The following is a 24,370-nucleotide window of genomic DNA, read 5'->3' as shown; positions in this document are numbered from 1 at the left end:
ATACTCGGGCATGTCCCGAGTATCCGGGCAGACTGCCCCGCCACCCGGCGGTGGCGCCGTACGAATCCGTATCCCGTTGGAGAAAGAATTCCCGTGAGCTCGACCAATCGCACCGTGGTCGTCACCGGTATCGGCGCAACCACACCGCTGGGTGGCGACGCAGCCTCGACCTGGGAGGGCATGGTCGCCGGCAAGTCCGGCGTCAAGCCCCTGGAGCAGGAGTGGGCCGCCGACCAGGCGGTCCGTATCGCCGCGCCGGTCGCCGTTGACCCCTCCGAGGTCATCCCGCGGCCGCAGGCCCGCCGTCTGGACCGTTCGGCGCAGTTCGCGCTGATCGCGGCCCAGGAGGCATGGAAGGACGCCGGCTTCACCGGCAAGGCGGGCGAGAGCACGCCGGACGCCGAGGCCGGGGCCCATGTCGACCCCGACCGGCTCGGTGCGGTCATCGCCTCCGGCATCGGTGGCGTGACGACCCTGCTCGACCAGTACGACGTGCTCAAGGAGAAGGGCGTCCGCCGCGTCTCCCCGCACACCGTCCCCATGCTGATGCCGAACGGCCCCTCGGCCAACGTGGGTCTGGCCGTGGGCGCCCGCGCGGGCGTGCACACGCCGGTCTCCGCCTGCGCGTCGGGCGCCGAGGCCATCGGCTACGCCATCGAGATGATCCGCACCGGCCGCGCCGACGTCGTCGTCGCGGGTGGCACGGAGGCGGCGATCCACCCGCTGCCCATCGCCGCGTTCGGCAACATGATGGCGATGTCCAAGAACAACGACGACCCGCAGGGTGCCTCGCGCCCCTTCGACACGGGCCGTGACGGCTTCGTCCTCGGTGAGGGCGCCGGCGTCCTCGTCCTGGAGTCCGCCGAGCACGCCGCCGCGCGCGGTGCCCGCGTCTACGCGGAGGCGGTCGGGCAGGGCATCTCCGCCGACAGCCACGACATCGTGCAGCCGGAGCCCGAGGGCCGGGGCATCTCCAACGCCCTGCAGAACCTGCTGGACGGCACCGACCTGAACCCGGCCGAGATCGTGCACGTCAACGCGCACGCCACCTCGACGCCGGCCGGTGACATCGCCGAGCTGAAGGCGCTGCGCAAGGTGCTCGGCGACGACGTGGACCACATGGCGGTCTCCGGTACCAAGTCGATGACCGGTCACCTCCTCGGTGGTGCGGGCGGCGTGGAGTCGGTCGCGACGGTGCTCGCGCTGTACCACCGGGTGGCGCCGCCGACCATCAACGTCGAGAACCTCGACCCCGAGGCGGAGGCCAACGCGGACATCGTGCGGGGTGAGGCTCGCAAGCTGCCGGTCGAGGGGCGGATCGCCGCGCTGAACGACTCGTTCGGGTTTGGTGGGCACAATGTTGTTCTGGCGTTCCGTTCGGTCTGATCGGCGTCGCTGAACGTATTGATGGCCCGAGCCCCGGTTGGGGGTTCGGGCCATCGCCGTTCTTCGTCCGAAGTGTGCCGGGTGCGGGCCGTTTGTGGCTGATCGCGCAGTTCCCCGCGCCCCTAACGGGGCGCGTTTGCGGGGGCGGCGTTCTCACACCACCTGGTGGAGCCAGCGGACCGGGGCGCCCTCGCCTGCGTGGCGGAAGGGTTCGAGTTCGTCGTCCCAGGGCTTGCCGAGGAGTCTCGCGATGTCGGACTCCAGGTCGGTCTCGCCGCGCTGGGAGCGGACCAGGGCGGCGCGCAGCCGGTCCTCCGGGATCAGGATGTCGCCGTGGATGCCGGTGACGGCGTGGAAGATGCCGAGGTCGGGGGTGCAGCTGTAGCGCTCGCCCTCGGCGCCCGCGGACGGTTCCGCGGTGACCTCGAAGCGCAGCAGCTGCCAGCCGCGCAGCGCGGAGGCGAGCTTGGAAGCGGTGCCCGCCTGGCCCTGCCAGGAGAACTCGGAGCGCCAGGTGCCGGGTGCCGCGGGCTGCCGGATCCAGTCCAGGCCGACGCGCGTGCCGAGCACCCCGGCGACGGCCCACTCGACGTGCGGGCAGAGCGCGCGCGGCGCGGAGTGCACGTACAGGACTCCACGTGTCGTCACCGGAACCTCCGGGCTGAGCGGGACATCTCGGAACGGGCGGACGGCTGTGACCGGGCGGGTCACGTTGAGGGCGAGGCTACCGTGCGACGGGGCAAGGAGTGTGACGTACCGTCGGTCCCGGTGCCGACAAAGCCGCGCCATTCACCCGGCAGGACGCTTGTACGGGTGTGAGCCGTCGCATCGCCGCCCTCGGGAACCCTCGCGCGGTGTCATGGGTTGAGGACACTGGAGGCACGAGGCGAGGGGTGGGACGTGTATGGGCCAGGGGAAGGACCGGGAGACGCGCCGTGTACGGCGCCGGGCGCGTGGCGCGCTCGCCGTCCTGACCGCCGCCGTGCTGGGCGTGGCGGGCTGCGACGCCGTGGGCGGTGACTCCCCCGCCCCGTCCGGCAGCGCGTCGAAGCGTCCGAAGCCCGCCCCGGCCTGGGACCGCGGCCCGGACTCGGTCGCCGCCGTGGGCGACTCCATCACCCGCGGCTTCGACGCCTGCTCGGTGCTGTCGGACTGCCCCGACGTGTCCTGGGCGACCGGCGGCAGCGCCGAGGTCGACAGTCTCGCCGTACGGCTGCTGGGGAAGACGGAGGCGGCCGAGCGGAGCTGGAACTACGCGGTCACCGGGTCCCGGATGGCCGACCTGGCCGGGCAGGTGACCCGGGCGGCGGCGCGGAAGCCCGAGCTGGTCGCGGTGATGATGGGGGCCAACGACGCCTGCCGGGCGACGACCTCGGCGATGACCCCGGTGGCCGACTTCCGGGCCCAGTTCGAGAAGGCCATGAGCACCCTGCGCCGCGAACTGCCCAAGGCGCAGGTGTACGTGGCGAGCATCCCGGACCTGAAGCGGCTGTGGTCCCAGGGGCGCACCAACGCGCTGGGCAAGCAGGTGTGGAAGCTGGGCCTCTGCCCGTCGATGCTGGGCGACGCGGACTCCCTGGACTCGGCGGCGACCCTGCGGCGGAACACCGTGCGGGACCGGGTGACGGACTACAACGAGGTGCTGCGGGAGGTCTGCGCGAAGGACCGGCGCTGCCGCACCGACGACGGCGCGGTGCACGCGTACCGCTTCGGCACGGACCAGCTGAGCCACTGGGACTGGTTCCACCCCAGCGTGGACGGCCAGGCCAGGCTGGCCGAGATCGCGTACCGGGCGGTCACCGCCGAGCGGCCCTGACCTGGGCGTGTCCTAGAGTTCGCACATGAACGAACTCTTCGGCACACTTTCCGACGGCACGCCGGTACACCGCTGGACCCTGGAGCGGGCCGGCGTACGGGTTCGGGTCCTGTCGTACGGCGGGATCATCCAGTCGGCGGAGGTCCCGGACCGGGACGGGAACACCGCGGGCGTGGTGCTGGGGTTCGCGGACCTGGACGGCTATGTACGGCATCCGGAGCCGTACTTCGGCGCGCTCGTCGGGCGGTACGCCAACCGGATCGCGGGCGGCCGTTTCCCGCTGGACGGGCGGACGTACACGCTGGCGCGGAACAACGGGCCGAACTCGCTGCACGGCGGTGAGCGGGGCTTCGACAAGCGGGTGTGGGACGTGGAGCCGGTCGGGGACGACGGGCACGGCATCCGGCTGAGCCTGGTCAGCCCGGACGGCGAGGAGGGCTACCCGGGCCGGGTGGCGATCTCGGTGACGTACACGCTGGAGGAGCCGGGGGCGCTGCGGATCGACTACGAGGCGGTCACCGACGCGCCGACCGTGCTGAACCCGACCAACCACAGCTACTTCAACCTGGGCGGCTCCGGGCACGCGGGTGGCCACGAGCTGCGGCTGGCGGCCTCCCGGATGACGCCGGTCGACGCGGGGCTGATCCCGGTGGGCGAACCGGCGGACGTGACGGGCACGCGGTTCGACTTCCGGCGGGCGCGCAAGGTCGGTTCGGGTTACGACCACAACTTCTGCCTGGACAAGGGTGTGACGGAGACCGCCGAGGAGGTCGCGGAGCTGTACGACCCGGCGTCGGGGCGGGTGCTGACGGTGGCGACGACCGAGCCGGGCCTCCAGGTGTACACCGCCGACCAGCTGGGCGAGCCGCACGCGCCCGGTGACGGCATCGCGCTGGAGACGCAGCACTTCCCGGACTCCCCGAACCGGCCGGACTTCCCGGGCACGGCGCTGCGGCCGGGCGAGGTGTTCCGCTCGCGGACGGTGTACGGGTTCTCGGCGCGGTAGCGGACCGAGTGGGTCCGCCGAGCCCCGGCCCGGCCGTCAGGTCCCGGGCCGGGGCTGTTCGCGGGGGAAGGCCCTCGCGGGCGTCCCGGTTCAGACGGTAATCGCCGATGTGATCCGGTGGTCGGCGATCGAGCGTCCGATCGCGAGTTCGTACGAACCCTTCACAAACGCCCACGAGCCGGTCGCCTCGTCCCAGACCTCGAAGGCGCGGCGCGGCAGCTCGACGGTGACCTCGACCCGCTCGCCGGGCCCGGCCTCGGCCCCGGCGAATCCGGCGAGGCGGCGGGCGGGGCGGGTGGGGTCGGGTTCGACGGGGGCGAGATAGATCTGGACGACCTCGCGGCCGGGGCGGTCGCCGGTGTTGCGCAGGCGGACCGTGACGGTGGCGCCGTCGACGTGGGCCGACTCGTAGGTCCAGTCGGTGTAGCCGAGGCCGTGGCCGAAGGGGTACGCCGGGGTGCGGCCGGCCCGGTCCCAGGCGCGGTAGCCGATGAACAGGTCCTCCTCGTAAGGGAGTTCGCCGTCGGCCGGGGTGACCCGGGTGACCGGGGCGTCGGCGAGGTCGCCCCAGGGCCCGCGTTCGAACCGGGACCGGGTGCCGACAGGCCGTAGCGCTCGTCCCTCCCGTCACGCGATACTTCGGCCGTCCGCAGCGCACCCCACGGCGACGGAAGGACCTGGACTCCCTTGACTCCCCTACGTGTTCGGATCGGCGTACTCGGACTGGCCCTGGTGGCGGGGCTCGCGGCCCCGGGGACGGCCACGGCGGCTCCTCCGGGGGCCACGGCCACCGCCCCCGCTCCCACGGTCGAGGAGCGGCGGCTCGACGGGGACGTGCCCCGGGAGATCCTGCGCGGCTCCGGGTTCGCCGCCGTGGCACCGGCGTTCGCGCGCGGGCTCGGGCGGGCGGACTCCTATCGCGAGGCCCGGCGCCTGGTCGAGCGGGAGGGCTCCGCGCTGTGGCGGCGGGCCGTGGACCGGGCGCGGGGGCGCGGGCCGGCGCACGGGGCCATCAGCCGGGACGACGACCGGCCGCTGTACTGGGCGCGGCTCTCGATGACACGGGAACTGCGCACCTGGGAGCCCCGGTTCGGGCTCGGTGAAAGGCAACGAGACGCGCTCCTCGACGTGTTGGAGCGCACCTCGCGCGGGCAGTCCGACATCCGCCTGCCGCAGCGGCACGACGGCGACCGGGGAAAGGGCGTGAAGCGCGTCCTGCTCACCGGCTTCGACCCCTTCACCTTGGACCGCGACATCCGCATCTCCAACCCGTCCGGCGCCGCCGCGCTCGCCCTGGACGGCGCGGTGATCGACACCCCGGACGGGCCCGCGCGGGTGGAGACGGCCGTGTTCCCGGTGCGCTGGCGGGACTTCGCGGAGGGGACCGTGGAACGGGCGCTGCGGCCGTATCTGCCGAGGGCGGACCTGTTCACCACGGTGAGCCAGGGCCGGGTCGGGAAGTTCGACGTGGAGCGGACCAACGGGGCCTGGCGGGGCGGCTTCCCCGACAACGAGAACGTGTCCCGTACGGAGACGGTGCCCGTCGCCGACCCGGCCTCGCAGCCGCAGTGGACGACGACCACGCTGCCGTACGCGGCGATCGCGGCGGCGGAGACCGGCCGCTTCCCGGTGTACGACAACACGAGCGTGACCGAGATCCCGGCGGGCTCCACCCAGGCGGTCGTACGGCCGGACGGGCCCACGCCCGGTTCGACGGCCCGGGAGGGCGGCGGCGGGAACTACCTGTCCAACGAGATCGCCTACCGGGCGACGCTGCTGCGTGACCGGCTCGGGCTGCACGGCACGTTGCCGGGCGGGCACGTCCACACGCCGGTGCTCCAGTTCGGGGCCCAGAACACCGACCCGGCGACGGGCACGGTCACCGACCCCGAGTTCGTCCGGAACCGGCTGGACATCGTGGCGCAGGTACGGGCGATCGTGGCCGTGGCGGTCAGTGCGCCGGAGCCGGACCGGGGCTGACCGCCGGGTCGGCCGGGCCGCCGCCGGAGCGGTCGTCGCGGCCGTCGCGGGTCTCCTCGCCCAGCAGTTCGCGGGCGAGGAGCGTCGCTCCGGCGACCGCGCCCGGCATCAGGAACACGGCGACGAAGGGCACCAGGAAGGACACCGCCAGCGGGGTGCCGAAGCCCCAGACCAGCCTCTTGCGCGAGCGCAGCAGGGCGAGGCGCCGGCGCAGCTCGACCCCGCGGCGCTGCAGGGCGACGGAGGTCAGCTCCTCGGTGAGGAAGAAGCCGGTCACGAAGAGGCCGATCACCGGGACCACCGTCTGCCCGACGAACGGGATGAAGCCGAGGGCGAAGAGCAGCACGCCCCACAGGGCGGCGCGGACGAGGATCCGCAGGCTGTCGCGGCCGGAGAGCCACACCTCGCGCCAGAGCGGCAGGTTGGACTCGGGGGCGGTGCCGTCCGGGGAGACGTCGCGGTCGACGCGCTCGGACAGGGCCTCGTAGAAGGGCTGGCCGATCAGCAGGGTGACCGCGGTGAAGGTGAGGACGGCCAGCAGCAGGGCGAGGGCGAACAGGACGACGGTCAGGAAGCCGCGGAAGAGCCCGAGCCAGGGGCTCGACCAGTCGTCGGCGAAGGGGGTCGTCCAGGCGACGAAGTCCGTGCCCCACATCGCGAGCGCGACCAGCGCGGCCGCGTACAGCACCAGGGTGATCAGGCCCGGGACGAGCCCGAAGCCGTAGCTCTTGCCGTGCCGGGCCACCCAGCGCTGGCCCTTCAGGAGATGGCCGAATCCCGCCCCAAGATCGCGCATGGGCGGAACTCTACCGGTCCGCGCCGCCACCGCCGCGCCCCGATTGAGTCGAACCCGCTAGTCCCGCCGTACCGATCGGTGGAAGTCCGGTGGACGTACCGACCGGTGGCGGGCCGCGGGCGGGCCCGGCGAGTGGGTGAGGAGAAGCGGATGACGCAGGAGGTCCACGGCACCGTCGCCGACGGCTTCGAACGGGTGCGTGAGGAGTTCACGGCCGTCGTGACCGGGGAACCGGCGGACCACGAGGGCCAGTTGTGCGTGTACGTGCACGGGCGCCGGGTCGTCGACCTGTGGACCGGCGACGGCGCGGGGGCGAATTCGCTGTACGGGGTGCACACGGCCACCCTGGGCGCCGCGCACCTGGTGGCCGCGCTGCTGGTCCAGGAGGGCACGCTGGAGCTGGACCGCAGGGTGACCTACTACTGGCCGGAGTTCGCGGCCGAGGGCAAGGGCGCGCTGACCCTGCGGGACCTGCTGGCGCACCGCGCCGGGGTGATCGGTACGGACACCGGGTTCAGCACCGCCGAGCTGGCGGACGACCGGGTGATCGCGGAACGCCTCGCGGACCAGCGTCCGTACTGGCGGCCCGGCACGGCCTTCGGATCCCACGCGCTGGTGCTCGGGGCCCTCGCGGGCGAGGTGGTGCGCCGGGCCACGGGCCACACGCTCCAGGAGGTCTACGAGGACCGGGTCCGCGCCCCGCACCACCTGGACTTCCACCTGGGTCTGCCGGCCGGGCTCGACCACCGCTTCCGCGCCGCGCGGCCGATGGTCCTCACGCCGGTGCAGCGGGCCGAGGCCGCGTGCCCGGACGGTCCGCGTTCCATCGCGGCGATCGCGTTCAACCGGAACGCGGCGCACCGCACCTGTCTGGAGACCCTGCCCAACGAGCCGGCGGTCCGTGCCGGGGGCCCCGCGTCCGTGGGCGGGGTGGCCTCGGCGCGCGGTCTCGCGGGGCTGTACGCGGCGGCGATCGGTGAGGTGGAGGGCAGGGCGCCGCTGCTGAAGCCGGACACGCTGGCGGAGTTCGGCCAGTTCCACTCGGTGGGCTACGACCTGGTGACCCGGACGCACGGGTCGTACGGCATCGGCTTCGAGGCGACGGCGGACCTCTGGCACCCGTTCCTGGGCGCCGGGACGATCGGGCACGGCGGTGCGGGCGGCAGCCAGGGCTTCGCGGACCCGTCGGGCGGTCTGGCCTACGGGTACACCCGGCGCCGTTCCGCCTGTCCGGGCGGGGCGGCCCCGGAGAACCAGCGGCTGGTGGCGGCGGTGCACGCGGCGGCGTCGGCCTGCTGAGCGCCGCCGCGTGCGGGCGTCGCCCCCGGTCAGACGAGCGTCACGGTGATGTTGCCGCGGGTCGCCTTCGAGTAGGGGCACACCTGGTGGGCCTTCTCCACCAGGGACCGCGCGGTGGCGGCGTCCACCGCCGGGATCTCGGCGGAGATCTCGACGATGATGCCGAACCCGTCGTCGTTCTTGCCGATGCCGACCTTGGCGGTGACGGTCGAACCGGAGATGTCGGCGCCCTCCTGGCGGGCGACGACGCCGAGCGCGCCCTGGAAGCAGGCGCTGTACCCGGCGGCGAACAGCTGCTCGGGGTTGGTGCCGGCGCCGTTGCCGCCCATCTCCTTGGGCGGGTTCACGACCAGGTCGAGCTTGCCGTCATCGGTGGCCACCCGTCCGTCGCGACCGTTCTCGGCGGTGGCGACGGCGGTGTAGAGGACCTCGGACTGCTGGATGGGCATGCGGTGTCTTCCTCCTCGGTCCGCCGTGACTCGCGCCCACGACCACGACGGATTTCGGAATGACGCTACCGCATGCCGGAAGTGCAGTGAAGTCACTCAGTAAAGGTCACAGCTTGACGATCATCTTCCCGGTGTTGTCGCCGCGCAGGACGCCGAGGAACGCCTCCAGGTTGTTCCCGATGCCCTCGACGACCGTCTCGCGGTACTTCAGGGCGCCGGAGGCGACCCAGGGGCCGACCTCCTCGACGAACTTCGGCTGGAGGTCGTAGTGGTCGCCGACCAGGAAGCCCTCGATGCGGCCGCGGGTCTGGATCAGGCGGGCGAGGTTCTTCGGGCCGGGGGCGGGCTCGGTGTTGTTGTAGACGGAGATCGCGCCGCAGATGGCGATGCGGCCGTTCAGGTTGAGGGAGCCGATGGCCGCCTCCAGGTGGTCGCCGCCCACGTTGTCGAAGTAGACGTCGATGCCGTCCGGGGCGGCGGCGCGCAGCTGCTCGCTCACCGGGGCGTCCTTGTAGTTGAACGCCGCGTCGAAGCCGTACTCGTCGACGAGCAGCCGGACCTTCTCGTCCGAGCCGGCCGAGCCGATGACCCGGGCGGCGCCCTTGAGCTTCGCGAGCTGCCCCACCTGGCTGCCGACGGCACCGGCCGCGCCGGAGACGAAGACCGTGTCGCCCTCCTTGAAGGCGGCGGTGCGCAGCAGGCCGGCGTACGCGGTGAGGCCGGTCATGCCGAGCACGCCGAGGTACGTCGACAGCGGCGCGGCGTCCGGGTCGACCTTGACGGCGCTCTTCGCGTTCACCGCGGCGTACTCGCGCCAGCCGAGGAAGTGCAGGACGTGGTCGCCGACGGCGAAGCCCTCGGCGTTGGAGGCGACGACCTCGCCGACCGCGCCGCCCTGCATGGCCTTGCCCAGCTCGTAGGGCTCGGCGTAGGACTTGGCGGCGCTCATGCGGCCGCGCATGTAGGGGTCGACGGAGACGTACAGGTTGCGCACCAGGACCTGGCCCTCGCCCGGGGTGGGGACCTCGGTCTCGACCAGGGCGAAGTCCTCCGGCTTGGGCCAGCCGACCGGGCGGGTGACCAGGTGCCATTCGCGGTTGACGGCGGGGAGGGAGGGGGAGTCGGTCATGGGGGCGCCTTTCGTCGTTGGGCGAAATGCTTCAGGTTCTGAAACAACCATGCGGCTGAACATTTCACCTTGTCAAACAAATGGGTACCCTGGATCGCATGGCCACACCACGCGACACCACGCGCCGACCCGACGCACTCACCCTCGAAGTCGTCGAGCTGATCGGAGAGGTCGTGGCCCGCTTCCACGCCGACTACGAGGAGGCGGCCGCCGAGCGCGCGCTGACCGGGGCGCAGGCCAAGCTGCTCAGCCTGCTGTCACTGGAGCCGCTGCCGATGCGGAAACTGGCGCAGAAACTGAAGTGCGAGCCGTCGAACGTCACCGGCATCGTGGACCGGCTGGAGGCCCGGGGGCTCGTCGAGCGACGGCCCGACCCGGCCGACCGGCGCGTGAAGGTCGCGGCCGCGACGGAGGAGGGCCGACGGGTGGCACGGGGGCTGCGGGATTCCCTGCGGTTCGCCCGGGAGCCGCTGGCGGGGTTGTCGGAGGGGGAGCGGGTGGCGCTGCGGGACGCGTTGCGGAGAATGCTCCAGGACTGAACCGGCGCCGCGGTCAGCGCGTCAGGTGCACCACCACAGAAAGCGGTCGCACGTCTCCGTCGGTGTCGGGGTCGGCTCGTCCGGCTGTGTGGGGGTGGTGGTCGGGGGTGGGTCGTCGGACCGGGGGGACGACGGGGCGGGGTCCGGGGCGCGGGTCGGGGTGTCGGCCTGGGCCGGGGGGCGGGACGCGGCGGGGGTGTCGGACTCCGGGGGTGTGTCGGAGGCGTCCGCGTCGGGGGACTTCGACGGGGACGACGATGCCGAGGTGGAGGCGTCGAGGGACGGGGCGTCCGAGGCGGTGCTCCGGTCCGAGGTCGCGTCGGCCGGGAGTGCCGAGCCCTCCCCCACCTCCTTCGTCGCCTCGCCGTCCGCCGTCTCGCCGCCGGCGGCGGCAGGGCGAGGTGGTGAGTGCGGGGCGTCCGTGCCGAGTTCGGCGAGGCTCAGTCCGCCGGCCGCCAGGACGAAGCCCGCGGTGACGAACAGGGTCCGGCGGCGGCGCCGGCGGTGCGCGGCGGCCTTGCGGTCGCGGCGGCTGGAGCGGGCGCCGGACGGGGCGTCGTCCGGGGTCTCGTCCGGGACCGTGTTGGCCGCGTCCGTGTCCTCGGCGGGCCGGGGCGGGGTGACCGCCCCAGTCGCCGTCAGGGGCGGCTCGGCGGAACCGAGTTGTTCGAAGGGCGTACCGCACCCGGGGCAGGCGAGGGCGCCGTTGAGGTGCCGTCGGCACGGGTGGCAGTAGTCCATGACGCGGGAAGGTTAAGTTCCGGGGCGGCCGTGTTCCTAGAGGCGGCTGTGAAGGTTGTGTGGGAAAGCGTCCCGGGCCGGTCCGCCCGCACCCTCGAAATCGCCGAAACCGTTATGTGTGCGACCCATTGACACTCCGACCACCCCGTCCTTACTGTCACGCCAGCATTTCGAACGAGTGACGAAATATCGAACAGAGCGAAGGGCAGCCGCCGTGCGCATCACCGGAATCAGCACACACGTGGTCGGGACGCCGTGGCGGAACCTGACCTACGTCCAGGTGCACACCGACGAGGGCGTCACCGGCGTCGGCGAGACCCGGATGCTGGGGCACACCGACGCGCTCGTCGGCTATCTGCGGGAGGCCGAGGCGAACCACGTCCTCGGCTCCGACCCGTTCGCCGTCGAGGACCTGGTGCGCCGCATGAAGTACGGCGACTACGGCCGCGCCGGCGAGATCGTGATGTCCGGCATCGCCGTCGTCGAGATGGCCTGCTGGGACATCAAGGGCAAGGCCCTCGGCGTCCCGGTCTGGCAGCTGCTGGGCGGCAAGGTCACCGACAAGGTCAAGGCGTACGCCAACGGGTGGTACACGACCGAGCGGACGCCGGAGGCGTACCACAAGGCCGCGCAGGGGGTCATGGAGCGCGGGTACCGGGCGCTGAAGATCGACCCGTTCGGCACCGGGCACTTCGAACTGGACCAGCGGCAGACGAACTACGCCGTGTCGCTGATCGAGGCCGTGCGGGACGCCATCGGGCCCGACGCCGAGCTGATGCTGGAGATGCACGGCCGGTTCTCGCCCTCCACCGCCGTCCGGCTCGCCCGCGAACTCGCGCCGTTCAAGCCGGCCTGGCTGGAGGAGCCGGTCCCGCCGGAGAACCTCAAGGCGCTGCGGAAGGTCGCCGAGAAGGTGGACATCCCCGTCGCCACCGGTGAGCGCATCCATGACCGGATCGAGTTCCGCGAGCTGTTCGAGGACCAGTCGGTGGACGTCATCCAGCCCGACGTCGGCCACTTCGGCGGCATCTGGGAGACCCGGAAGCTGGCCGCGACCGCCGAGACGCACTACACGCTCGTCGCGCCGCACAATGTGGGGGGTTCCGTGCTCACCGCCGCTTCCCTCCAAGTCGGGTTCACCTCGCCGAACTTCAAGATCCTGGAGCACTTCAACGACTTCGCGGACGCGGAGATCAAGAAGGTGGTGAAGGGCGCCCCGCAGGTGGACCCGGAGGACGGGTGCTTCCACCTGTCCGACGCGCCCGGCCTCGGCGTCGAGCTGGACACCGACGCGGCGGCCGAGTTCCCGCAGCAGCAGGCCCGGTTCGACCTGTGGGCCGAGGGCTGGGAGCAGCGCAAGCCCAAGGGGACGCAGGGATGAGCGGCGCGGTCGCGGTCGTCGTCGAGGCGCCGGGGGCGCATCGGCTCGTGCCGCACGAGCCGGCCGAACCCGGCCCCGGCGAGGCGCTGGTGCGGGTGCACGCCGTCGGGATCTGCGGCAGCGACCGCGAGGTGTACCAGGGCAACCGGCCCGAGGGGTACGTGCGTTACCCGCTCACGCCCGGCCACGAGTGGTCCGGGACCGTGGAGCGGACCGGCGCCGGGGTGCCCGCGTCGCTGGCCGGCCGGAAGGTGGTGGGCGAGGGGTTCCGCAACTGCCAGGTGTGCGACCGCTGTCACGCGGGCGAGACGACGCTGTGCACGGCGGGGTACGAGGAGACGGGGTTCACCCGGCCGGGTGCGATGGCGCCCACGCTGACCCTGCCCGCGCGGCTGCTGCACGTGCTGCCCGACGACGCCGACCTCACCGCCGCCGCGCTGCTGGAGCCCGCGGCCTGTGTCGCCGCCGCCGCGCTGAAGGCGGGTGCCCGGCCCGGCGAGCGGGTCGCCGTCGTCGGCACCGGCACGCTCGGCATGTTCGCCGTGCAGTTCCTGCGCGCCGCCTCCCCGGCCGAGCTGCTGGTCGTCGGCACACGCGGGGACCGGGAGGCGCTGTCGCGGCGGTTCGGCGCGAGCGACTTCCGCACCAGGGACCGGCCGCTCCCGGACGACTTCGACCTCGTGATCGAGACCGCCGGGTCCGCGGACGCCGCCCGCACGGCCGCCGCGCTGCTGCGCAGGGGCGGTCGGCTGGTGCTGACCGGCATCCCGGCGCCGGGCGCCGGCGGTCTCGACCCGACCGACCTGGTGGTGCGGCAGCTGGAGGTGCACACCGTCTTCGGGGCGCCGCCGGACGCCTGGGCGCACACGGTGCGGGTCTTCGCGGCCGGCCTGCTCGATCCGCGTCCGCTGGTGACGCACGAACTGCCGCTCGACGGATTCCCGGAGGCCATCGAGCTGGTGGGGTCCGGCGATCCGAAGGTCGGCAAGGTGCTGCTGCGTCCATGACTCCGGCCCCTGGCCCCGGCTCCTGAGCCGTACGCCGGTGCGGGGGCGACCTGACGGCCTCCGTACCGGCGTACACCCACCGGACCGCGCCGCTCGCGCCCTGAGCCGCGAACCTCGTCCGACATATCGAACACTAAGGACAGCTTGTGACCGACGCTTCCGCCCCGGCCTCCGTACGCAGGCCAGGTGAGCCGGCGCTCACCGCTCTCGGGCTGGCCGCGCCCGCCCCCGATCCCGCCGACGCCTCGCCGCACTCCTTCCCGGACGGCGGCCGCTGGCGTACCGAGATCCCTTCCTGTGAGGGGCCGGAGGCACTGGCGGTGGTGCTGAAGGAGTCCTCGCGGCTGGACGTGCCGATCCACCGGATCAGCCAGGGCAGCGGTGTGTGGATGCTGACCGACGCCGAGATCACCGAGATGGTCGAGGCCACCGCCGAACGCGACATCGAACTCTGCCTGTTCACCGGCCCGCGCGGCACCTGGGACATCGGCGGCTCCACCCGCACCGACTCGGGCGGGGCGGGCCTCAGGGCACGCGGCCACGACGCGGTCGCCGGCTGCGTCGAGGACGCCATACGGGCCACGGAGCTGGGCGTGAAGTGCCTGCTGGTCGCCGACGAGGGCGTGCTGTGGACGCTGCACCGGGCGCGGGCGGCCGGTCTCGTGCCCGCCGACACCACGCTCAAGCTCTCCGCACTCGTCGGACCGGTCAACCCGGCCTCGTACGCGGTCTACGAGCGGCTCGGCGCCGACTCCATCAACGTGCCCAGCGATCTGACGCCGGATCACCTGACCGAAATACGGCGGGTTTCGGCCGCGCCCATGGACCTGTACATCGAGGCCCCCGACGACCTGGGCGGCTATGTGCGCATGTACGAGATCGCCGAGCTGATCCGGCGCGGCGCCCCGCTGTACCTGAAGTTCGGCCTCGCCAAGGCGCCCGGGATCTACCCGTACGGCCACCACCTGCGCGAACTGACGCTGGCCACCGCGAAGGAGCGGGTGCGGCGCGGACGGCTCGCGCTCGATCTGCTCGCCCGGCACGGGGCGGACGGGGACATGGCGCCTCCCGGCACGCGGCTGCCCGGTCCGCTCAACCGGTTCGAGATCTCGTCATAACGTTCCGGAAACTCCCTTCACAAAAGAAGACACAGCCGCGCACAATCCCACACACCTGCTCTCGGACCGAGCCCTGACCCACATCAAGGATGATGACCATGCGCAACCGCAGAGCCGCCCTCGCCGCCATAGCCTCCGCCGCCTCCCTCGCCCTGACGCTGACCGCCTGCGGCCAGAACAGCGAGGGTGGCAGCGAGGAGGACAAGGGCGGTGCCGACGGCGCCACCATCGGCATCGCGATGCCGACCAAGTCCTCCGAGCGCTGGATCGCGGACGGCGCCAACGTCGTGAAGGAACTGAAGGGCAAGGGCTACGAGACCAAGCTCGTCTACGGCGAGGACGACCCGGACCAGCAGGTCTCGCAGATCGAGAACATGATCACGCAGGGCGTGGACGCGCTGATCGTGGCCGCGATCGACAACAAGTCGCTCAACAACGTCATGCAGCAGGCGAAGGACGCCGACATCCCGGTCATCTCCTACGACCGGCTGATCCTCGGCACCGAGAACGTCGACTACTACGCCTCGTTCGACAACGAGAAGGTCGGCGAGCTGCAGGGCGGCTACATCCTCGACAAGCTCGGTCTGAAGGCGGGCGAGAAGGGCCCCTTCAACATCGAGCTGTTCGCCGGCTCCAACGACGACAACAACACCAAGTACTTCTTCCAGGGCGCGATGAACGTCCTGAAGCCCTACATCGACAAGGGCCAGCTGGTCGTCCGCTCCAAGCAGACCGCCCTCAACCAGGTCACCACCCTGCGCTGGGACGGCGGCACCGCGCAGAAGCGCATGGACGACCTGCTGACGTCCAGCTACCGCAGCGCCCAGGTGGACGCGGTGCTCTCGCCGTACGACGGCATCTCCATCGGCATCCTGTCCGCCCTGAAGTCGGACGGCTACGGCTCCGCCAACAAGCCCATGCCCGTCGTCACCGGCCAGGACGCCGAGATCGCCTCGGTGAAGTCGATCATCGCGGGTGAGCAGACGCAGACCGTCTACAAGGACCTGCGCCAGCTCGCCAAGGTCGCCTCGAACATGGTCGACGCGGTCCTGAACGACAAGAAGCCCGAGGTCAACGACACCAAGTCGTACGACAACGGTGCCAAGGTCGTGCCCGCCTACCTGCTCCAGCCGGTCAGCGTGGACAAGTCCAACTACCAGAAGGTCCTCGTCGACGGCGGCTACTACAGCGCGGACGACCTCAAGTAACCGGGCCCCCTCAAGGATTGGAAGGCACGACCATGGCGGGACCCGTCCTGGAAATGCGCTCGATCGTCAAGACCTTTCCCGGTGTCAAGGCGCTGTCTGACGTCACGCTGACCGTCCGCCAGGGCGAGGTCCACGCCATCTGCGGCGAGAACGGCGCCGGCAAGTCCACCCTGATGAAGGTGCTCTCCGGCGTCCATCCGCACGGCAGTTACGAGGGGGACATCCTCTTCGAGGGCGACACCTGCCGGTTCAAGGACATCCGGGCGAGCGAACGGCACGGCATCGTGATCATCCACCAGGAGCTGGCGCTGGTGCCGTACCTGTCCATCGCGGAGAACATCTTCCTCGGCAACGAGCACGCCAAGCGCGGGCTGATCAACTGGAACGACACCCTCAGGCATGCCGCCGAACTGCTGCGCCGGGTCGGTCTGGACGAGCACCCGGAGACCCGGGTCGCGGACATCGGCGTGGGCAAGCAGCAGCTCGTGGAGATCGCCAAGGCGCTCTCCAAGAAGGTGAAGCTGCTCATCCTCGACGAGCCGACGGCGGCGCTCAACGACGAGGACAGCGGCAAACTCCTCGAACTGATCCTTCAGTTGAAGGAGCAGGGCATCACCTCGATCATCATCTCGCACAAGCTGAACGAGATCCGCCGGGTGGCCGACTCGGTCACGATCCTGCGCGACGGGCGCTCCATCGAGACGCTCGACGTGAAGGCGGCCGGGACGACCGAGGACCGGATCATCAGCGGGATGGTCGGCCGCGACCTGGAGAACCGCTTCCCGGACCGGACGCCGCACCACCCCGAGGAGGGGGCCGCGCCCGCCCTGGAGATCCGCAACTGGACCGTGCACCACCCCATCGACCAGCAGCGCAAGGTGGTCGACGACGTCTCCATCGAGGTCCGGCGCGGCGAGATCGTCGGCATCGCCGGGCTCATGGGCGCCGGCCGCACCGAGCTGGCGATGAGCGTCTTCGGCCGCACCTACGGCCGGCACGCGGCCGGCACCGTCCTCAGGGACGGCACCGAGATACGGACCAGGACCGTCCCCGAGGCGGTCCGGCAGGGCATCGCGTACGTCACCGAGGACCGCAAGCACTACGGCCTCAACCTCATCGACACCATCAACCGGAACATCTCGCTGACCGCGCTGGGCAAGGTCGCCAAGCGGGGTGTCGTCGACGAGCACGGCGAGCGGCAGGTCGCCGAGGAGTACCGCAAGTCCATGAACATCAAGGCGCCGACGGTCTTCGAGCCGGTGGGCAAGCTGTCCGGCGGCAACCAGCAGAAGGTCGTCCTCAGCAAGTGGATCTTCGCGGGTCCCGAGGTGCTGATCCTGGACGAGCCCACGCGCGGCATCGACGTGGGCGCCAAGTACGAGATCTACACGGTCATCGACCGGCTGGCCGCCCAGGGCAAGGCGGTCGTCTTCATCTCCTCCGAGCTGCCGGAGCTGCTCGGCATGTGCGACCGCATCTACACCATGGCCGCGGGGCGGCTGACGGGTGAGTTCTCGCGGGCCGAGGCATCGCAGGAAGCGCTGATGCGTCGGATGACGAAGGACAAGACGGACAAAGAGGTAACGCGATGAGCACGGACGTGACCGCCAAGACCCCGGCCCCCGCGCCGCCCGGGAAGGGCGGGTCAGCCGCCGGCGACGGCCTGTTGCGGCTGGTGCTCGACGGCATGCGGCGCAACATGCGCCAGTACGGCATGCTGATGGCCCTCGGCCTGATCGTGGCCCTGTTCGCCGTGTGGTCCGACGGCGACCTGCTGCTGCCGCGCAACGTGTCCAACCTGGTCGTGCAGAACAGCTACATCCTGATCCTGGCGATCGGCATGATGATGGTGATCATCGCCGGTCACATCGACCTGTCGGTGGGCTCGCTGACGGCGTTCATCGGCTCGATAGCCGCCGTGTTCATGGTGAGACACGATCTGCCCTGGCCGCTCGCGGTGATCCTCTGCCTGGCCATGGGCGCGGTCGCGGGAGCCGTCCAAGGGTTCTTCATCGCGTACGGCGGCATACCGTCGTTCATCGTGACCCTGGCCGGCATGCTGATCTTCCGCGGCCTGACGGAGATCTTCCTCGAGGGCCAGACGCTCGGCCCGTTCCCGGAAGGCCTGCTGAAGGTCTCCACCGGCCATCTCCCGGAGGTCGGCCCCGAGACCAACTACCACAACCTCACGTTGTTGCTGGGTATCGCGCTGATCGCGTTCGTCGTGTTCCAGGAGATGCGGGACCGCAAGCGGCAGCAGCAGTTCGCGCTGGAGGTGCCGCCCGTCAAGCTGTTCGCGCTGAAGCTGGTGGCGCTGGTCGCCGCGATCCTCGTCGTGACGCTGCTGCTCGCCTCGTACAAGGGCGCGCCGATCGTGCTGCTGGTGCTGGGCGTGCTGCTGGTCGGCTTCGGATACGTCATGCGCAACGCGATCATCGGCCGCCACATCTACGCCATCGGCGGCAACCTGCCCGCGGCCAAGCTGTCGGGCGTGCGGGACAAGAAGGTCACCTTCCTGGTCTTCGTGAACATGGGCATGCTCGCGGCCCTGGCGGGTCTGGTCTTCGCCACCCGCCTCAACGCGGCCTCCCCCAAGGCGGGCCTCAACTTCGAACTGGAGGCCATCGCCGCGTCGTTCATCGGCGGTGCCTCGATGAGCGGCGGCGTGGGCACGGTGCTCGGCGCGATCATCGGCGGCCTGGTCCTGGGTGTGCTGAACAACGGCATGAACCTCGTCGGCATCGGGTCCGACTGGCAGCAGGTCATCAAGGGCGCGGTGCTGCTGGCCGCGGTCGGATTCGACGTGTGGAACAAACGGCGGGTCGGTTCCTGAGAAGCGGTCCATCGGGGCCGTACGGAGACTGCGGGCCGGTCGTGGCCGGTCGCGCAGTTCCCCGCGCCCCTGAAGGGGCGGTTCTGTCAACCCACTTGAGGAGTGGCCGTATGGAACTGAACAGGCGCACGGTCATCGCCGGCGCAGCCGCCGTCGGTCTCACCGCCGGCGCGGCCGGCGGCACCGCACACGCCACGGGAGGCACGAAGCCGGTGAAGGAACTCTTCGGCAGGCTCGCCGACGGGACGAAGGTGTACCGCTGGTCGCTGGAGAACGGCGGCACGCGGATGAGGGTCCTCTCCTACGGCGGGGCCGTCCAGTCGCTGGAGATCCCCGACCGCCGGGGCCGCCACGCGAACGTCTCGCTCGGCTTCGACCACCTCGACGACTACGTGGCCCGCAGCCCGCACTTCGGCGCCCTGATCGGGCGGTACGGCAACCGGATCGCCAAGGGCCGCTTCACCCTGGACGGCAGGCGGTACCAGCTCTCGGTCAACGACGGCGAGAACTCCCTGCACGGCGGCGCCCTCGGCTTCGACCACCGGGTGTGGGACGTCGAGCCGTTCACCGACGGTCCCGACGTCGGCCTGGTCCTGCACTACACCAGCGTCGACGGCGAGATGGGCTACCCGGGCACGCTCCGGGTGAGGGTGACGTACACGCTCACCCGGCGCGGGGACTGGCGCATCGACTACGCGGCCACCACCGACCGGGCCACCGTCGTCAACCTCACCAGTCACGTGTACTGGAACCTGGCCGGTGAGGGCAGCGGCACCGTCGAGGACCACGAGCTGTCGATCGCCGCCTCCCGCTACACGCCCACCGACGCGGGCCTGATCCCGACCGGCGAACTGGCGCGGGTGTCCGGGACGCCCTTCGACTTCCGCCGGGGCAAGCCCGTGGGCCGGGACATCCGGGACGACCATCCGCAGCTGGTCACCGCCAAGGGCTTCGACCACAACTGGGTGCTGGACAAGGGCGTCACCGACCGCCCCGAGCACGTCGCCACCCTGCGCGACCCCGGCTCGGGCCGCACCCTGCGCATCGCCACCGACCAGCCCGGCCTCCAGTTCTACTCGGGCAACTTCCTGGACGGCACCCTGACCGGGACCGGCGGCGCGCTCTACCGCCAGGGCGACGCCCTGTGCCTGGAGACGCAGCACTTCCCGGACGCGCCGAACCAGCCGTCGTTCCCGTCGACGGTGCTGCGGCCCGGACAGACGTACCGGACCTCGACGGTGCACTCGTTCGGCGCGTGAGGACACACTTTCTTCACACGCGTTGAACGACGCCCCTACCGCCTCCGTATGTAAGGGCGGCCCGCACCTCCCATCGCGGGCCGCCCACCTACGGAGGTCCATTTGTCCGGCAACGTCACCTCGCTGTTCCGCAGCACCGCGGCGCACAGCCCCTCGATGGCTGCGCTGACGCGGGAGGGCGGGGACGAGGCGGGCGCCGGCCCGGTGGACTTCTGCATTCCGTGCAATCCGTACTTCCCCACCCCGGCCATGTTCGACGAGATGGCCGTCCGGCTGCGGGACATCATCACGTACTACCCGAGCAGCGCCGACACCATCACCGCCGAACTGTGCAGTCTGCTCCAGCTTCCGCCGCAGTGCGTGGCGATGGGCAACGGCTCCACGGAGCTGATCACCTGGATCGACCACCTGCTGGTGCGGGAGTCCCTCGCCGTCCCCGTCCCCACCTTCGGCCGCTGGACCGACCAGCCCATGGAGACCGGCAAGCGGGTCGACATGTTCCCGCTCCAGGAGTCCAGCGGCTTCGCCCTCGACCTCGCCCGGTACGCCGAGTTCATCCGGACCCGCGGCACCCGCGTCGCCGTCGTCTGCAACCCCAACAACCCCGACGGCGGCTATCTGCACAAGCAGGCGCTGGTGCAGTTCATGGACGCGATGGCGGACCGGGACCTGGTCGTCGTCGACGAGTCGTTCCTGGAGTTCGCCGACGCGGAGGCGGAACCCAGTGTGGTCCAGGAGGCGATGCTGCGCCCCAACGTCGTCGTACTGCGCAGCCTCGGCAAGAACTTCGGCCTGCACGGCATCCGCTTCGGCTACCTGGTCGCCAACCCGGCGCTCGCGGGCCGGGTGCGCGCCATGCTCCCCAAGTGGAACCTCAACTCCTTCGCGGAGCACGTGGTGTTCATGCTCCGCGACCACGGCGGCGAGTACGCGCAGAGCCTCCACCAGGTCCGCCGCGACCGGCTGGAGATGGCCGGCCAGCTGTCCGCGCTGCCCGGACTGACGGTCTACCCCTCCCAGGGCAACTTCCTCTTCGTGCGCCTCCCGGTGGGCGCGGAGGGCACCGTCGTCCGGGACCGCATGCTCACCGAGCACCGGGTCCTGGTCCGCGAGTGCGGCAACAAGATCGGTTCGTCCAGCCGCTTCCTGCGTCTCGTGGTGCGCCCCCAGGTGGACGTACGTCGCCTGGTGTCCGGCCTGGAACAGGTGCTCTACGGGTCCAGGAGGGGAGCCGCCGTGCCCGAGCCGGCCACCGGGACCGGCTACAGCTCGGGCACGGCGGCGGTGGACCGCCTGATGACCCAGACCAACGGGGCCGGCATGCGGGCGATCGCCGCCCAGGCCGCCGGTGCCGGTGTCCCGGGGATCGCCGCCGCGCCGGCCGCCGGCACCGGCATGCCGCTCCCCGCCGCGGTGCCCCCGCAGGTCCCGCCCCCGGCGCCGGTCCCCCAGCCGGCGCCGTACCCCGGGCCGGTGCCGGTCCCCCAGCCGGCACCGGTCCCCCAGCCCATGCCCGCACCGGCGCCGGTGCCCATGCCGATGCCCGCGCCCGCCCCGGCGGCGGCCGCGGCCCCCTACCCGCCCATGGGTCCCACCCCGCCCGGCGTCCCCGCCCACGGTGGCCTCACGGCCGCCCAGGTCAGGGGCACCAACGGACTGGAGTCGGTCCCGGCGACGGGCTGGCCGAACGCCGCCGGGATGGGCCGAGCGGGCTGAGCGCCGGGCCGCGCCGGCCGCTACCGCTCCGTCGAGGTGGCCGAGGTGGGCGAGGTGGTGGACGGGGTCGGGCAGGGTGCGCCGGTCGGGGTGGCCGAGGGGTCGGGCGACGGGGTTCCCGGTTCCGGGGAGCAGTCGTCCGTCGCGGTCGGCGAAGGGATCGGGTCGGTCGGGTCCGGCGACGGTGACGGGTTCCCGGTGGGGCTCTCGGTGGGTGTCTCCGTGGGCGGCGTGGAGGGCCCCTGGCTCGTCGGGGGCGTCGTCGGGGTGGACGGGCGGCCCGACGGTACGGGTCGGGAGGGCGAGGGCTCGGCGCCGCCCGGGGTCGTGGTCGGGTCCGGGCCGATGACGATGCCGTCGTCCTCGCCGCGGTCCTTCCCGCCGCCGCCCTCGCCGTCGACGGGTTCGGTCGCCGGGGTGTCGCCGCCCGCGCCGGGACTCCTCGGGACGACGCCCTCGCCGTCGGGGACGGTGTGGACGCCCCGGCTGTAGAACTCCAGCCAGTACCTGACCAGTTCCAGATAGGAGCGGGAGTTGTTGTAGCTGAGGATCGCCCGGTCCAGGTCCGCCGCCCGGCGCAGGTCCCGGTCGCCGGCGCACAGGTAGTGCCCGGCCGCCAGGGCCGCGTCGAAGATGTTGTTCGGGTCGGCGCGGCCGTCACCGCTGCCGTCGGCGCCCCAGCGGGCCCAGGTGGAGGGCAGGAACTGCATCGGGCCCACCGCCCGGTCGTAGACCGTGTCGCCGTCGTGGGCGCCCCCGTCCGTGTCCCGGATCAGGGCGAAGCCCCGGCCGTTCAGCGGCGGCCCGGTGATGCGGCTCAGCGTCGCGCCCTTCCGGTCGACCGCGCCGCCGCGCGCCTGGCCGGACTCGACCTTGCCGATCGCCGCGAGCAGTTCCCAGGGCAGCCGGCAGCCGGGGTCGGTCCCGCCGACGGCGGTCTCGGCGGCGCGGTAGGCGCGCAGCACGGTGGCGGGGATGCCGGACTGGGCGCGGATCTCCCGCCCGAGCACCGGTGAGGCCGGGGTGCCGTGACGCGTCGTCAGGGGCGGGAGTTCGGTGTGGTAGGAGCCGTCACCGGGTGGCGCGAGGGCGGCGAACGGGCCGCCCGGCGGCGACAGGTTCAGGTCGTCGGCGGCCGGTCCGGCGTGGGTGTCCTTCGCGTCCCCGGTGAGGCCGGGGGCCTGGGAGGCGGTGAGGGCAGCCATGGCCGCCACGGCGAGGGCGGTGGTACGCAGTCGCCTGCGGCTCCGGCCGGCGTACCGGTGTCGGGCACGGCGTACGGACATGGTCGTCACTCCTGTCGGATCCGTCGGAGACGTTGTGGGGGGCGGGCCTCAGCGGCCGAAGGTGTCGAGGGCGGAGACCAGCCAGCGTCCGTCGCGGTGCACGACGTCGACGGCGAGCATGGCCGCCGCGTACACGCCCTGGTCCTTGGCGGCGTCCTTCCCGTCACCGGTCTTCTCGCCCGCCTTGGTGCCGGTGGTGGCGACGCTGCTCTGGTCGGCGTAGACGAGGACCCGGGCCCGGTCGCCGTCGATCCGTTCGACCGCGCTCTCGGTGACCGCCGTGGTGATCACCGCCTTCTGCCGGTCGGCCCGTTCGCGGACGTCGGCGAGCAACTCCCGGTGCTGGGCGACGGCCTTGCCCGTCAGGAGGTCCCGCGCCGCCTTGTCGAGGGCGCCGGGGTCGGCGTGGTCGTAGGAGAAGAGCCGGTCGACGGCCTTGGCCGCCTGTCCCTTGATCTCGCTGGTGCGGGCGAGGTCGGTCAGCGCGGTGTTGCTCCGCGCGGGCTCGTCCCGGAGCGCCCCGGCCTCCGCGTGCGCCCAGCCCGCGAAGACGCCGAGGAGCACCGTCAGCGCGCAGAGCAGCACGAGGCCCAGGGGCCGACGCCGTCCGGCCGGGGTGGTCTTCGCCCGCTCGGCCTCGGCGGCGGCCGGCCTCGGCTTCGGCTTCGGCTTCCGTGCGGAGGACGGCGGCGGCGCTTCGGCGGTCTCCGGGGACGTCAGGACGGCCGTACCGCCGGAGGTGGGCCGGGTCTCGCGGGCCTGGCGGCGCCGCTGGCGGTTGATGTGGTGACGGGTCGTCGACATGTGCGGTGTCCTCCTCGCTGCGGCCGGCTTCTGCGGGTACGGGACCGGTCAGCCGGCCGGTGCGCCGCCCACGGGTGCCTGGCCCAGGGCGCTCAGCTTCCACCGGCCGTCGGTCCGGGTGAGTTCGCCGAGCATGCGGCTGTCCTTGTCGGACTTCGATCCGTCGGCCGCCTTGACCGTGACGCGCAGGGCGACCAGCACACGCGCACGGCCGGCGCGGTCGTCGAGTTCGGTGACGGCGCCCGAGAGCACCCGGGCCGTGCTGACCGTCTTGGCCTCCTTCACCTGGTCGGCGAAGTCCGCCCGGCCGGAGGCCAGTTGTTCGTGCAGCTCGCCGGTGGTCGACGACTCCCAGAGGTCCAGGCCCCGCTCCAGCTCGCGGTGGTCGAGCGTGTTGAGATTCTGCACGGCCTGCTCCCCGGCGCTGAGCGCCGCGTCCCGCTGCTCGGCGTAGGCGGCCCGCTCGTCGTGGGCCGCCCCGTACCAGTCCTGGCCCGCCCAGGCCGCGAAGCCGCCCGCGACGAGGGTGAGCGCGAGGGCCAGGGCCGGCAGCGGCCGGAGGCGGAGTGCGGTGCGGACGCGGGCCGCGCGTTTCATGGGTACTCCCGTCTGCCGCA

General features: G+C 72.1%; 22 protein-coding genes and 1 pseudogene. 14 read left to right on the top strand and 9 right to left on the bottom strand.

From position 1 onward, the window contains the following. The first annotated feature begins 93 nt into the window (after window positions 1–93). Complete coding sequence (locus ACFC1X_RS07115; protein WP_376349483.1) at window positions 94–1,386, top strand: beta-ketoacyl-[acyl-carrier-protein] synthase family protein; 1,293 nt, start codon at window positions 94–96, stop codon at window positions 1,384–1,386. Window positions 1,387–1,539: 153 nt separating this feature from the next. Here ACFC1X_RS07115 and ACFC1X_RS07110 read toward each other — a convergent pair whose 3' ends face one another. Then, window positions 1,540–2,034, bottom strand: a complete 495-nt coding sequence (locus tag ACFC1X_RS07110) for a DUF3145 domain-containing protein (RefSeq protein ID WP_376349481.1) — start codon at window positions 2,032–2,034, stop codon at window positions 1,540–1,542. Between the two features lie 256 nt (window positions 2,035–2,290). Between ACFC1X_RS07110 and ACFC1X_RS07105 the strand changes: the two genes are divergently transcribed. Beyond that, window positions 2,291–3,202, top strand: coding sequence for an SGNH/GDSL hydrolase family protein (locus ACFC1X_RS07105; protein WP_376349479.1), 912 nt, complete (start codon window positions 2,291–2,293; stop codon window positions 3,200–3,202). Window positions 3,203–3,227: 25 nt separating this feature from the next. Continuing rightward, window positions 3,228–4,208, top strand: a complete 981-nt coding sequence (locus tag ACFC1X_RS07100) for an aldose epimerase family protein (RefSeq protein WP_376349477.1) — start codon at window positions 3,228–3,230, stop codon at window positions 4,206–4,208. A 90-nt stretch (window positions 4,209–4,298) separates the two neighbouring features. On the opposite strand, the pseudogene ACFC1X_RS07095 reads toward ACFC1X_RS07100, so the two are convergent. Next, window positions 4,299–4,778: pseudogene (locus ACFC1X_RS07095) on the bottom strand (fibronectin type III-like domain-contianing protein); the annotation flags it as partial. Between the two features lie 117 nt (window positions 4,779–4,895). Between ACFC1X_RS07095 and ACFC1X_RS07090 the strand changes: the two are divergent. Beyond that, a complete protein-coding gene (locus ACFC1X_RS07090; protein WP_376349476.1) occupies window positions 4,896–6,188 on the top strand; it encodes a pyroglutamyl peptidase in 1,293 nt (430 codons plus the stop codon). Here the strand turns inward: ACFC1X_RS07090 and ACFC1X_RS07085 are convergent. Then, window positions 6,160–6,984 carry an EI24 domain-containing protein gene (locus tag ACFC1X_RS07085; protein ID WP_376349474.1) on the bottom strand — a complete coding sequence of 275 codons (825 nt, stop codon included), beginning with the start codon at window positions 6,982–6,984 and terminating at the stop codon, window positions 6,160–6,162. The two genes, ACFC1X_RS07090 and ACFC1X_RS07085, sit on opposite strands and share 29 nt — an antisense overlap. Before the next feature lie 150 nt (window positions 6,985–7,134). Here ACFC1X_RS07085 and ACFC1X_RS07080 point away from each other — a divergent pair, with 150 nt between their 5' ends. Then, on the top strand, window positions 7,135–8,283 hold the full coding sequence (locus ACFC1X_RS07080) for a serine hydrolase domain-containing protein (protein ID WP_376349473.1): 1,149 nt from the start codon (window positions 7,135–7,137) through the stop codon (window positions 8,281–8,283). A gap of 29 nt (window positions 8,284–8,312) precedes the next feature. On the opposite strand, the gene ACFC1X_RS07075 is transcribed toward ACFC1X_RS07080, so the two are convergent. After that, entirely contained in the window at window positions 8,313–8,732 is a 420-nt protein-coding gene (locus ACFC1X_RS07075; RefSeq protein ID WP_122620306.1) for an organic hydroperoxide resistance protein, read from the bottom strand. A gap of 106 nt (window positions 8,733–8,838) precedes the next feature. Then, window positions 8,839–9,861, bottom strand: coding sequence for an NADP-dependent oxidoreductase (locus ACFC1X_RS07070; protein WP_376349472.1), 1,023 nt, complete (start codon window positions 9,859–9,861; stop codon window positions 8,839–8,841). Between the two features lie 98 nt (window positions 9,862–9,959). Between ACFC1X_RS07070 and ACFC1X_RS07065 the strand changes: the two genes are divergently transcribed. Continuing rightward, the gene (locus ACFC1X_RS07065; RefSeq protein WP_064731734.1) at window positions 9,960–10,400 is read left to right on the top strand and encodes a MarR family winged helix-turn-helix transcriptional regulator; all 441 of its coding nucleotides are present in this window, start codon (window positions 9,960–9,962) and stop codon (window positions 10,398–10,400) included. Window positions 10,401–10,421: 21 nt separating this feature from the next. On the opposite strand, the gene ACFC1X_RS07060 is transcribed toward ACFC1X_RS07065, so the two are convergent. Continuing rightward, entirely contained in the window at window positions 10,422–11,141 is a 720-nt protein-coding gene (locus tag ACFC1X_RS07060; protein WP_376349470.1) for a hypothetical protein, read from the bottom strand. A 214-nt stretch (window positions 11,142–11,355) separates the two neighbouring features. Between ACFC1X_RS07060 and ACFC1X_RS07055 the strand changes: the two genes are divergently transcribed. The 8 genes from ACFC1X_RS07055 (at window position 11,356) to ACFC1X_RS07020 (ending at window position 21,663) form a co-directional block, all read left to right on the top strand. Further along, window positions 11,356–12,522 carry a mandelate racemase/muconate lactonizing enzyme family protein gene (locus ACFC1X_RS07055; RefSeq protein WP_376349468.1) on the top strand — a complete coding sequence of 389 codons (1,167 nt, stop codon included), beginning with the start codon at window positions 11,356–11,358 and terminating at the stop codon, window positions 12,520–12,522. Then, the gene (locus ACFC1X_RS07050; protein ID WP_376349467.1) at window positions 12,519–13,529 is read left to right on the top strand and encodes a zinc-binding dehydrogenase; all 1,011 of its coding nucleotides are present in this window, start codon (window positions 12,519–12,521) and stop codon (window positions 13,527–13,529) included. The genes ACFC1X_RS07055 and ACFC1X_RS07050 overlap by 4 nt, the downstream gene beginning before the upstream one ends. Before the next feature lie 146 nt (window positions 13,530–13,675). Beyond that, window positions 13,676–14,647, top strand: coding sequence for a hypothetical protein (locus tag ACFC1X_RS07045; RefSeq protein ID WP_376349465.1), 972 nt, complete (start codon window positions 13,676–13,678; stop codon window positions 14,645–14,647). 98 nt (window positions 14,648–14,745) lie between these two features. Then, a complete protein-coding gene (gene chvE, locus ACFC1X_RS07040; RefSeq protein ID WP_376349463.1) occupies window positions 14,746–15,855 on the top strand; it encodes a multiple monosaccharide ABC transporter substrate-binding protein in 1,110 nt (369 codons plus the stop codon). Between the two features lie 32 nt (window positions 15,856–15,887). Beyond that, window positions 15,888–17,447 carry a multiple monosaccharide ABC transporter ATP-binding protein gene (gene mmsA / locus ACFC1X_RS07035; RefSeq protein ID WP_376349462.1) on the top strand — a complete coding sequence of 520 codons (1,560 nt, stop codon included), beginning with the start codon at window positions 15,888–15,890 and terminating at the stop codon, window positions 17,445–17,447. After that, complete coding sequence (gene mmsB / locus ACFC1X_RS07030) at window positions 17,444–18,688, top strand: multiple monosaccharide ABC transporter permease (protein WP_376349460.1); 1,245 nt, start codon at window positions 17,444–17,446, stop codon at window positions 18,686–18,688. The genes mmsA and mmsB overlap by 4 nt, the downstream gene beginning before the upstream one ends. Before the next feature lie 110 nt (window positions 18,689–18,798). Next, the gene (locus ACFC1X_RS07025) at window positions 18,799–19,947 is read left to right on the top strand and encodes an aldose epimerase family protein (RefSeq protein WP_376349458.1); all 1,149 of its coding nucleotides are present in this window, start codon (window positions 18,799–18,801) and stop codon (window positions 19,945–19,947) included. Between the two features lie 102 nt (window positions 19,948–20,049). Next, complete coding sequence (locus ACFC1X_RS07020; RefSeq protein ID WP_376349456.1) at window positions 20,050–21,663, top strand: pyridoxal phosphate-dependent aminotransferase; 1,614 nt, start codon at window positions 20,050–20,052, stop codon at window positions 21,661–21,663. Window positions 21,664–21,683: 20 nt separating this feature from the next. On the opposite strand, the gene ACFC1X_RS07015 is transcribed toward ACFC1X_RS07020, so the two are convergent. From ACFC1X_RS07015 to ACFC1X_RS07005, 3 genes are read right to left on the bottom strand one after another with little or no spacing between them, the layout of a single operon-like run. After that, a complete protein-coding gene (locus ACFC1X_RS07015) occupies window positions 21,684–22,949 on the bottom strand; it encodes a lytic transglycosylase domain-containing protein (protein WP_376349454.1) in 1,266 nt (421 codons plus the stop codon). Between the two features lie 48 nt (window positions 22,950–22,997). Continuing rightward, entirely contained in the window at window positions 22,998–23,753 is a 756-nt protein-coding gene (locus ACFC1X_RS07010; RefSeq protein WP_376349453.1) for a hypothetical protein, read from the bottom strand. A gap of 48 nt (window positions 23,754–23,801) precedes the next feature. Continuing rightward, window positions 23,802–24,350, bottom strand: coding sequence for a nuclear transport factor 2 family protein (locus tag ACFC1X_RS07005; RefSeq protein WP_376349451.1), 549 nt, complete (start codon window positions 24,348–24,350; stop codon window positions 23,802–23,804). Window positions 24,351–24,370: the final 20 nt, after the last annotated feature.

The organism is Streptomyces sp. NPDC056128, assembly GCF_042263835.1.
Classification (GTDB): Bacteria; Actinomycetota; Actinomycetes; order Streptomycetales; family Streptomycetaceae; genus Streptomyces.
The sequence above is the reverse complement of the archived record's forward strand: the minus strand, read 5'-3'. Positions and strand labels throughout refer to the sequence as shown.

What these genes read in the sequence shown, in the direction of transcription:
- ACFC1X_RS07105 (WP_376349479.1), top strand. Translation starts at nt 2,291, where the DNA reads ATGGGCCAGGGGAAGGACCGGGAGACGCGCCGTGTACGGCGCCGGGCG.
- ACFC1X_RS07100 (WP_376349477.1), top strand. Translation starts at nt 3,228, where the DNA reads ATGAACGAACTCTTCGGCACACTTTCCGACGGCACGCCGGTACACCGC.
- ACFC1X_RS07085 (WP_376349474.1), bottom strand. Translation starts at nt 6,984, where the DNA reads ATGCGCGATCTTGGGGCGGGATTCGGCCATCTCCTGAAGGGCCAGCGC.
- ACFC1X_RS07080 (WP_376349473.1), top strand. Translation starts at nt 7,135, where the DNA reads ATGACGCAGGAGGTCCACGGCACCGTCGCCGACGGCTTCGAACGGGTG.
- ACFC1X_RS07075 (WP_122620306.1), bottom strand. Translation starts at nt 8,732, where the DNA reads ATGCCCATCCAGCAGTCCGAGGTCCTCTACACCGCCGTCGCCACCGCC.
- ACFC1X_RS07070 (WP_376349472.1), bottom strand. Translation starts at nt 9,861, where the DNA reads ATGACCGACTCCCCCTCCCTCCCCGCCGTCAACCGCGAATGGCACCTG.
- ACFC1X_RS07065 (WP_064731734.1), top strand. Translation starts at nt 9,960, where the DNA reads ATGGCCACACCACGCGACACCACGCGCCGACCCGACGCACTCACCCTC.
- ACFC1X_RS07060 (WP_376349470.1), bottom strand. Translation starts at nt 11,141, where the DNA reads ATGGACTACTGCCACCCGTGCCGACGGCACCTCAACGGCGCCCTCGCC.
- ACFC1X_RS07050 (WP_376349467.1), top strand. Translation starts at nt 12,519, where the DNA reads ATGAGCGGCGCGGTCGCGGTCGTCGTCGAGGCGCCGGGGGCGCATCGG.
- chvE (WP_376349463.1), top strand. Translation starts at nt 14,746, where the DNA reads ATGCGCAACCGCAGAGCCGCCCTCGCCGCCATAGCCTCCGCCGCCTCC.
- mmsA (WP_376349462.1), top strand. Translation starts at nt 15,888, where the DNA reads ATGGCGGGACCCGTCCTGGAAATGCGCTCGATCGTCAAGACCTTTCCC.
- mmsB (WP_376349460.1), top strand. Translation starts at nt 17,444, where the DNA reads ATGAGCACGGACGTGACCGCCAAGACCCCGGCCCCCGCGCCGCCCGGG.
- ACFC1X_RS07025 (WP_376349458.1), top strand. Translation starts at nt 18,799, where the DNA reads ATGGAACTGAACAGGCGCACGGTCATCGCCGGCGCAGCCGCCGTCGGT.
- ACFC1X_RS07015 (WP_376349454.1), bottom strand. Translation starts at nt 22,949, where the DNA reads ATGTCCGTACGCCGTGCCCGACACCGGTACGCCGGCCGGAGCCGCAGG.
- ACFC1X_RS07010 (WP_376349453.1), bottom strand. Translation starts at nt 23,753, where the DNA reads ATGTCGACGACCCGTCACCACATCAACCGCCAGCGGCGCCGCCAGGCC.
- ACFC1X_RS07005 (WP_376349451.1), bottom strand. Translation starts at nt 24,350, where the DNA reads ATGAAACGCGCGGCCCGCGTCCGCACCGCACTCCGCCTCCGGCCGCTG.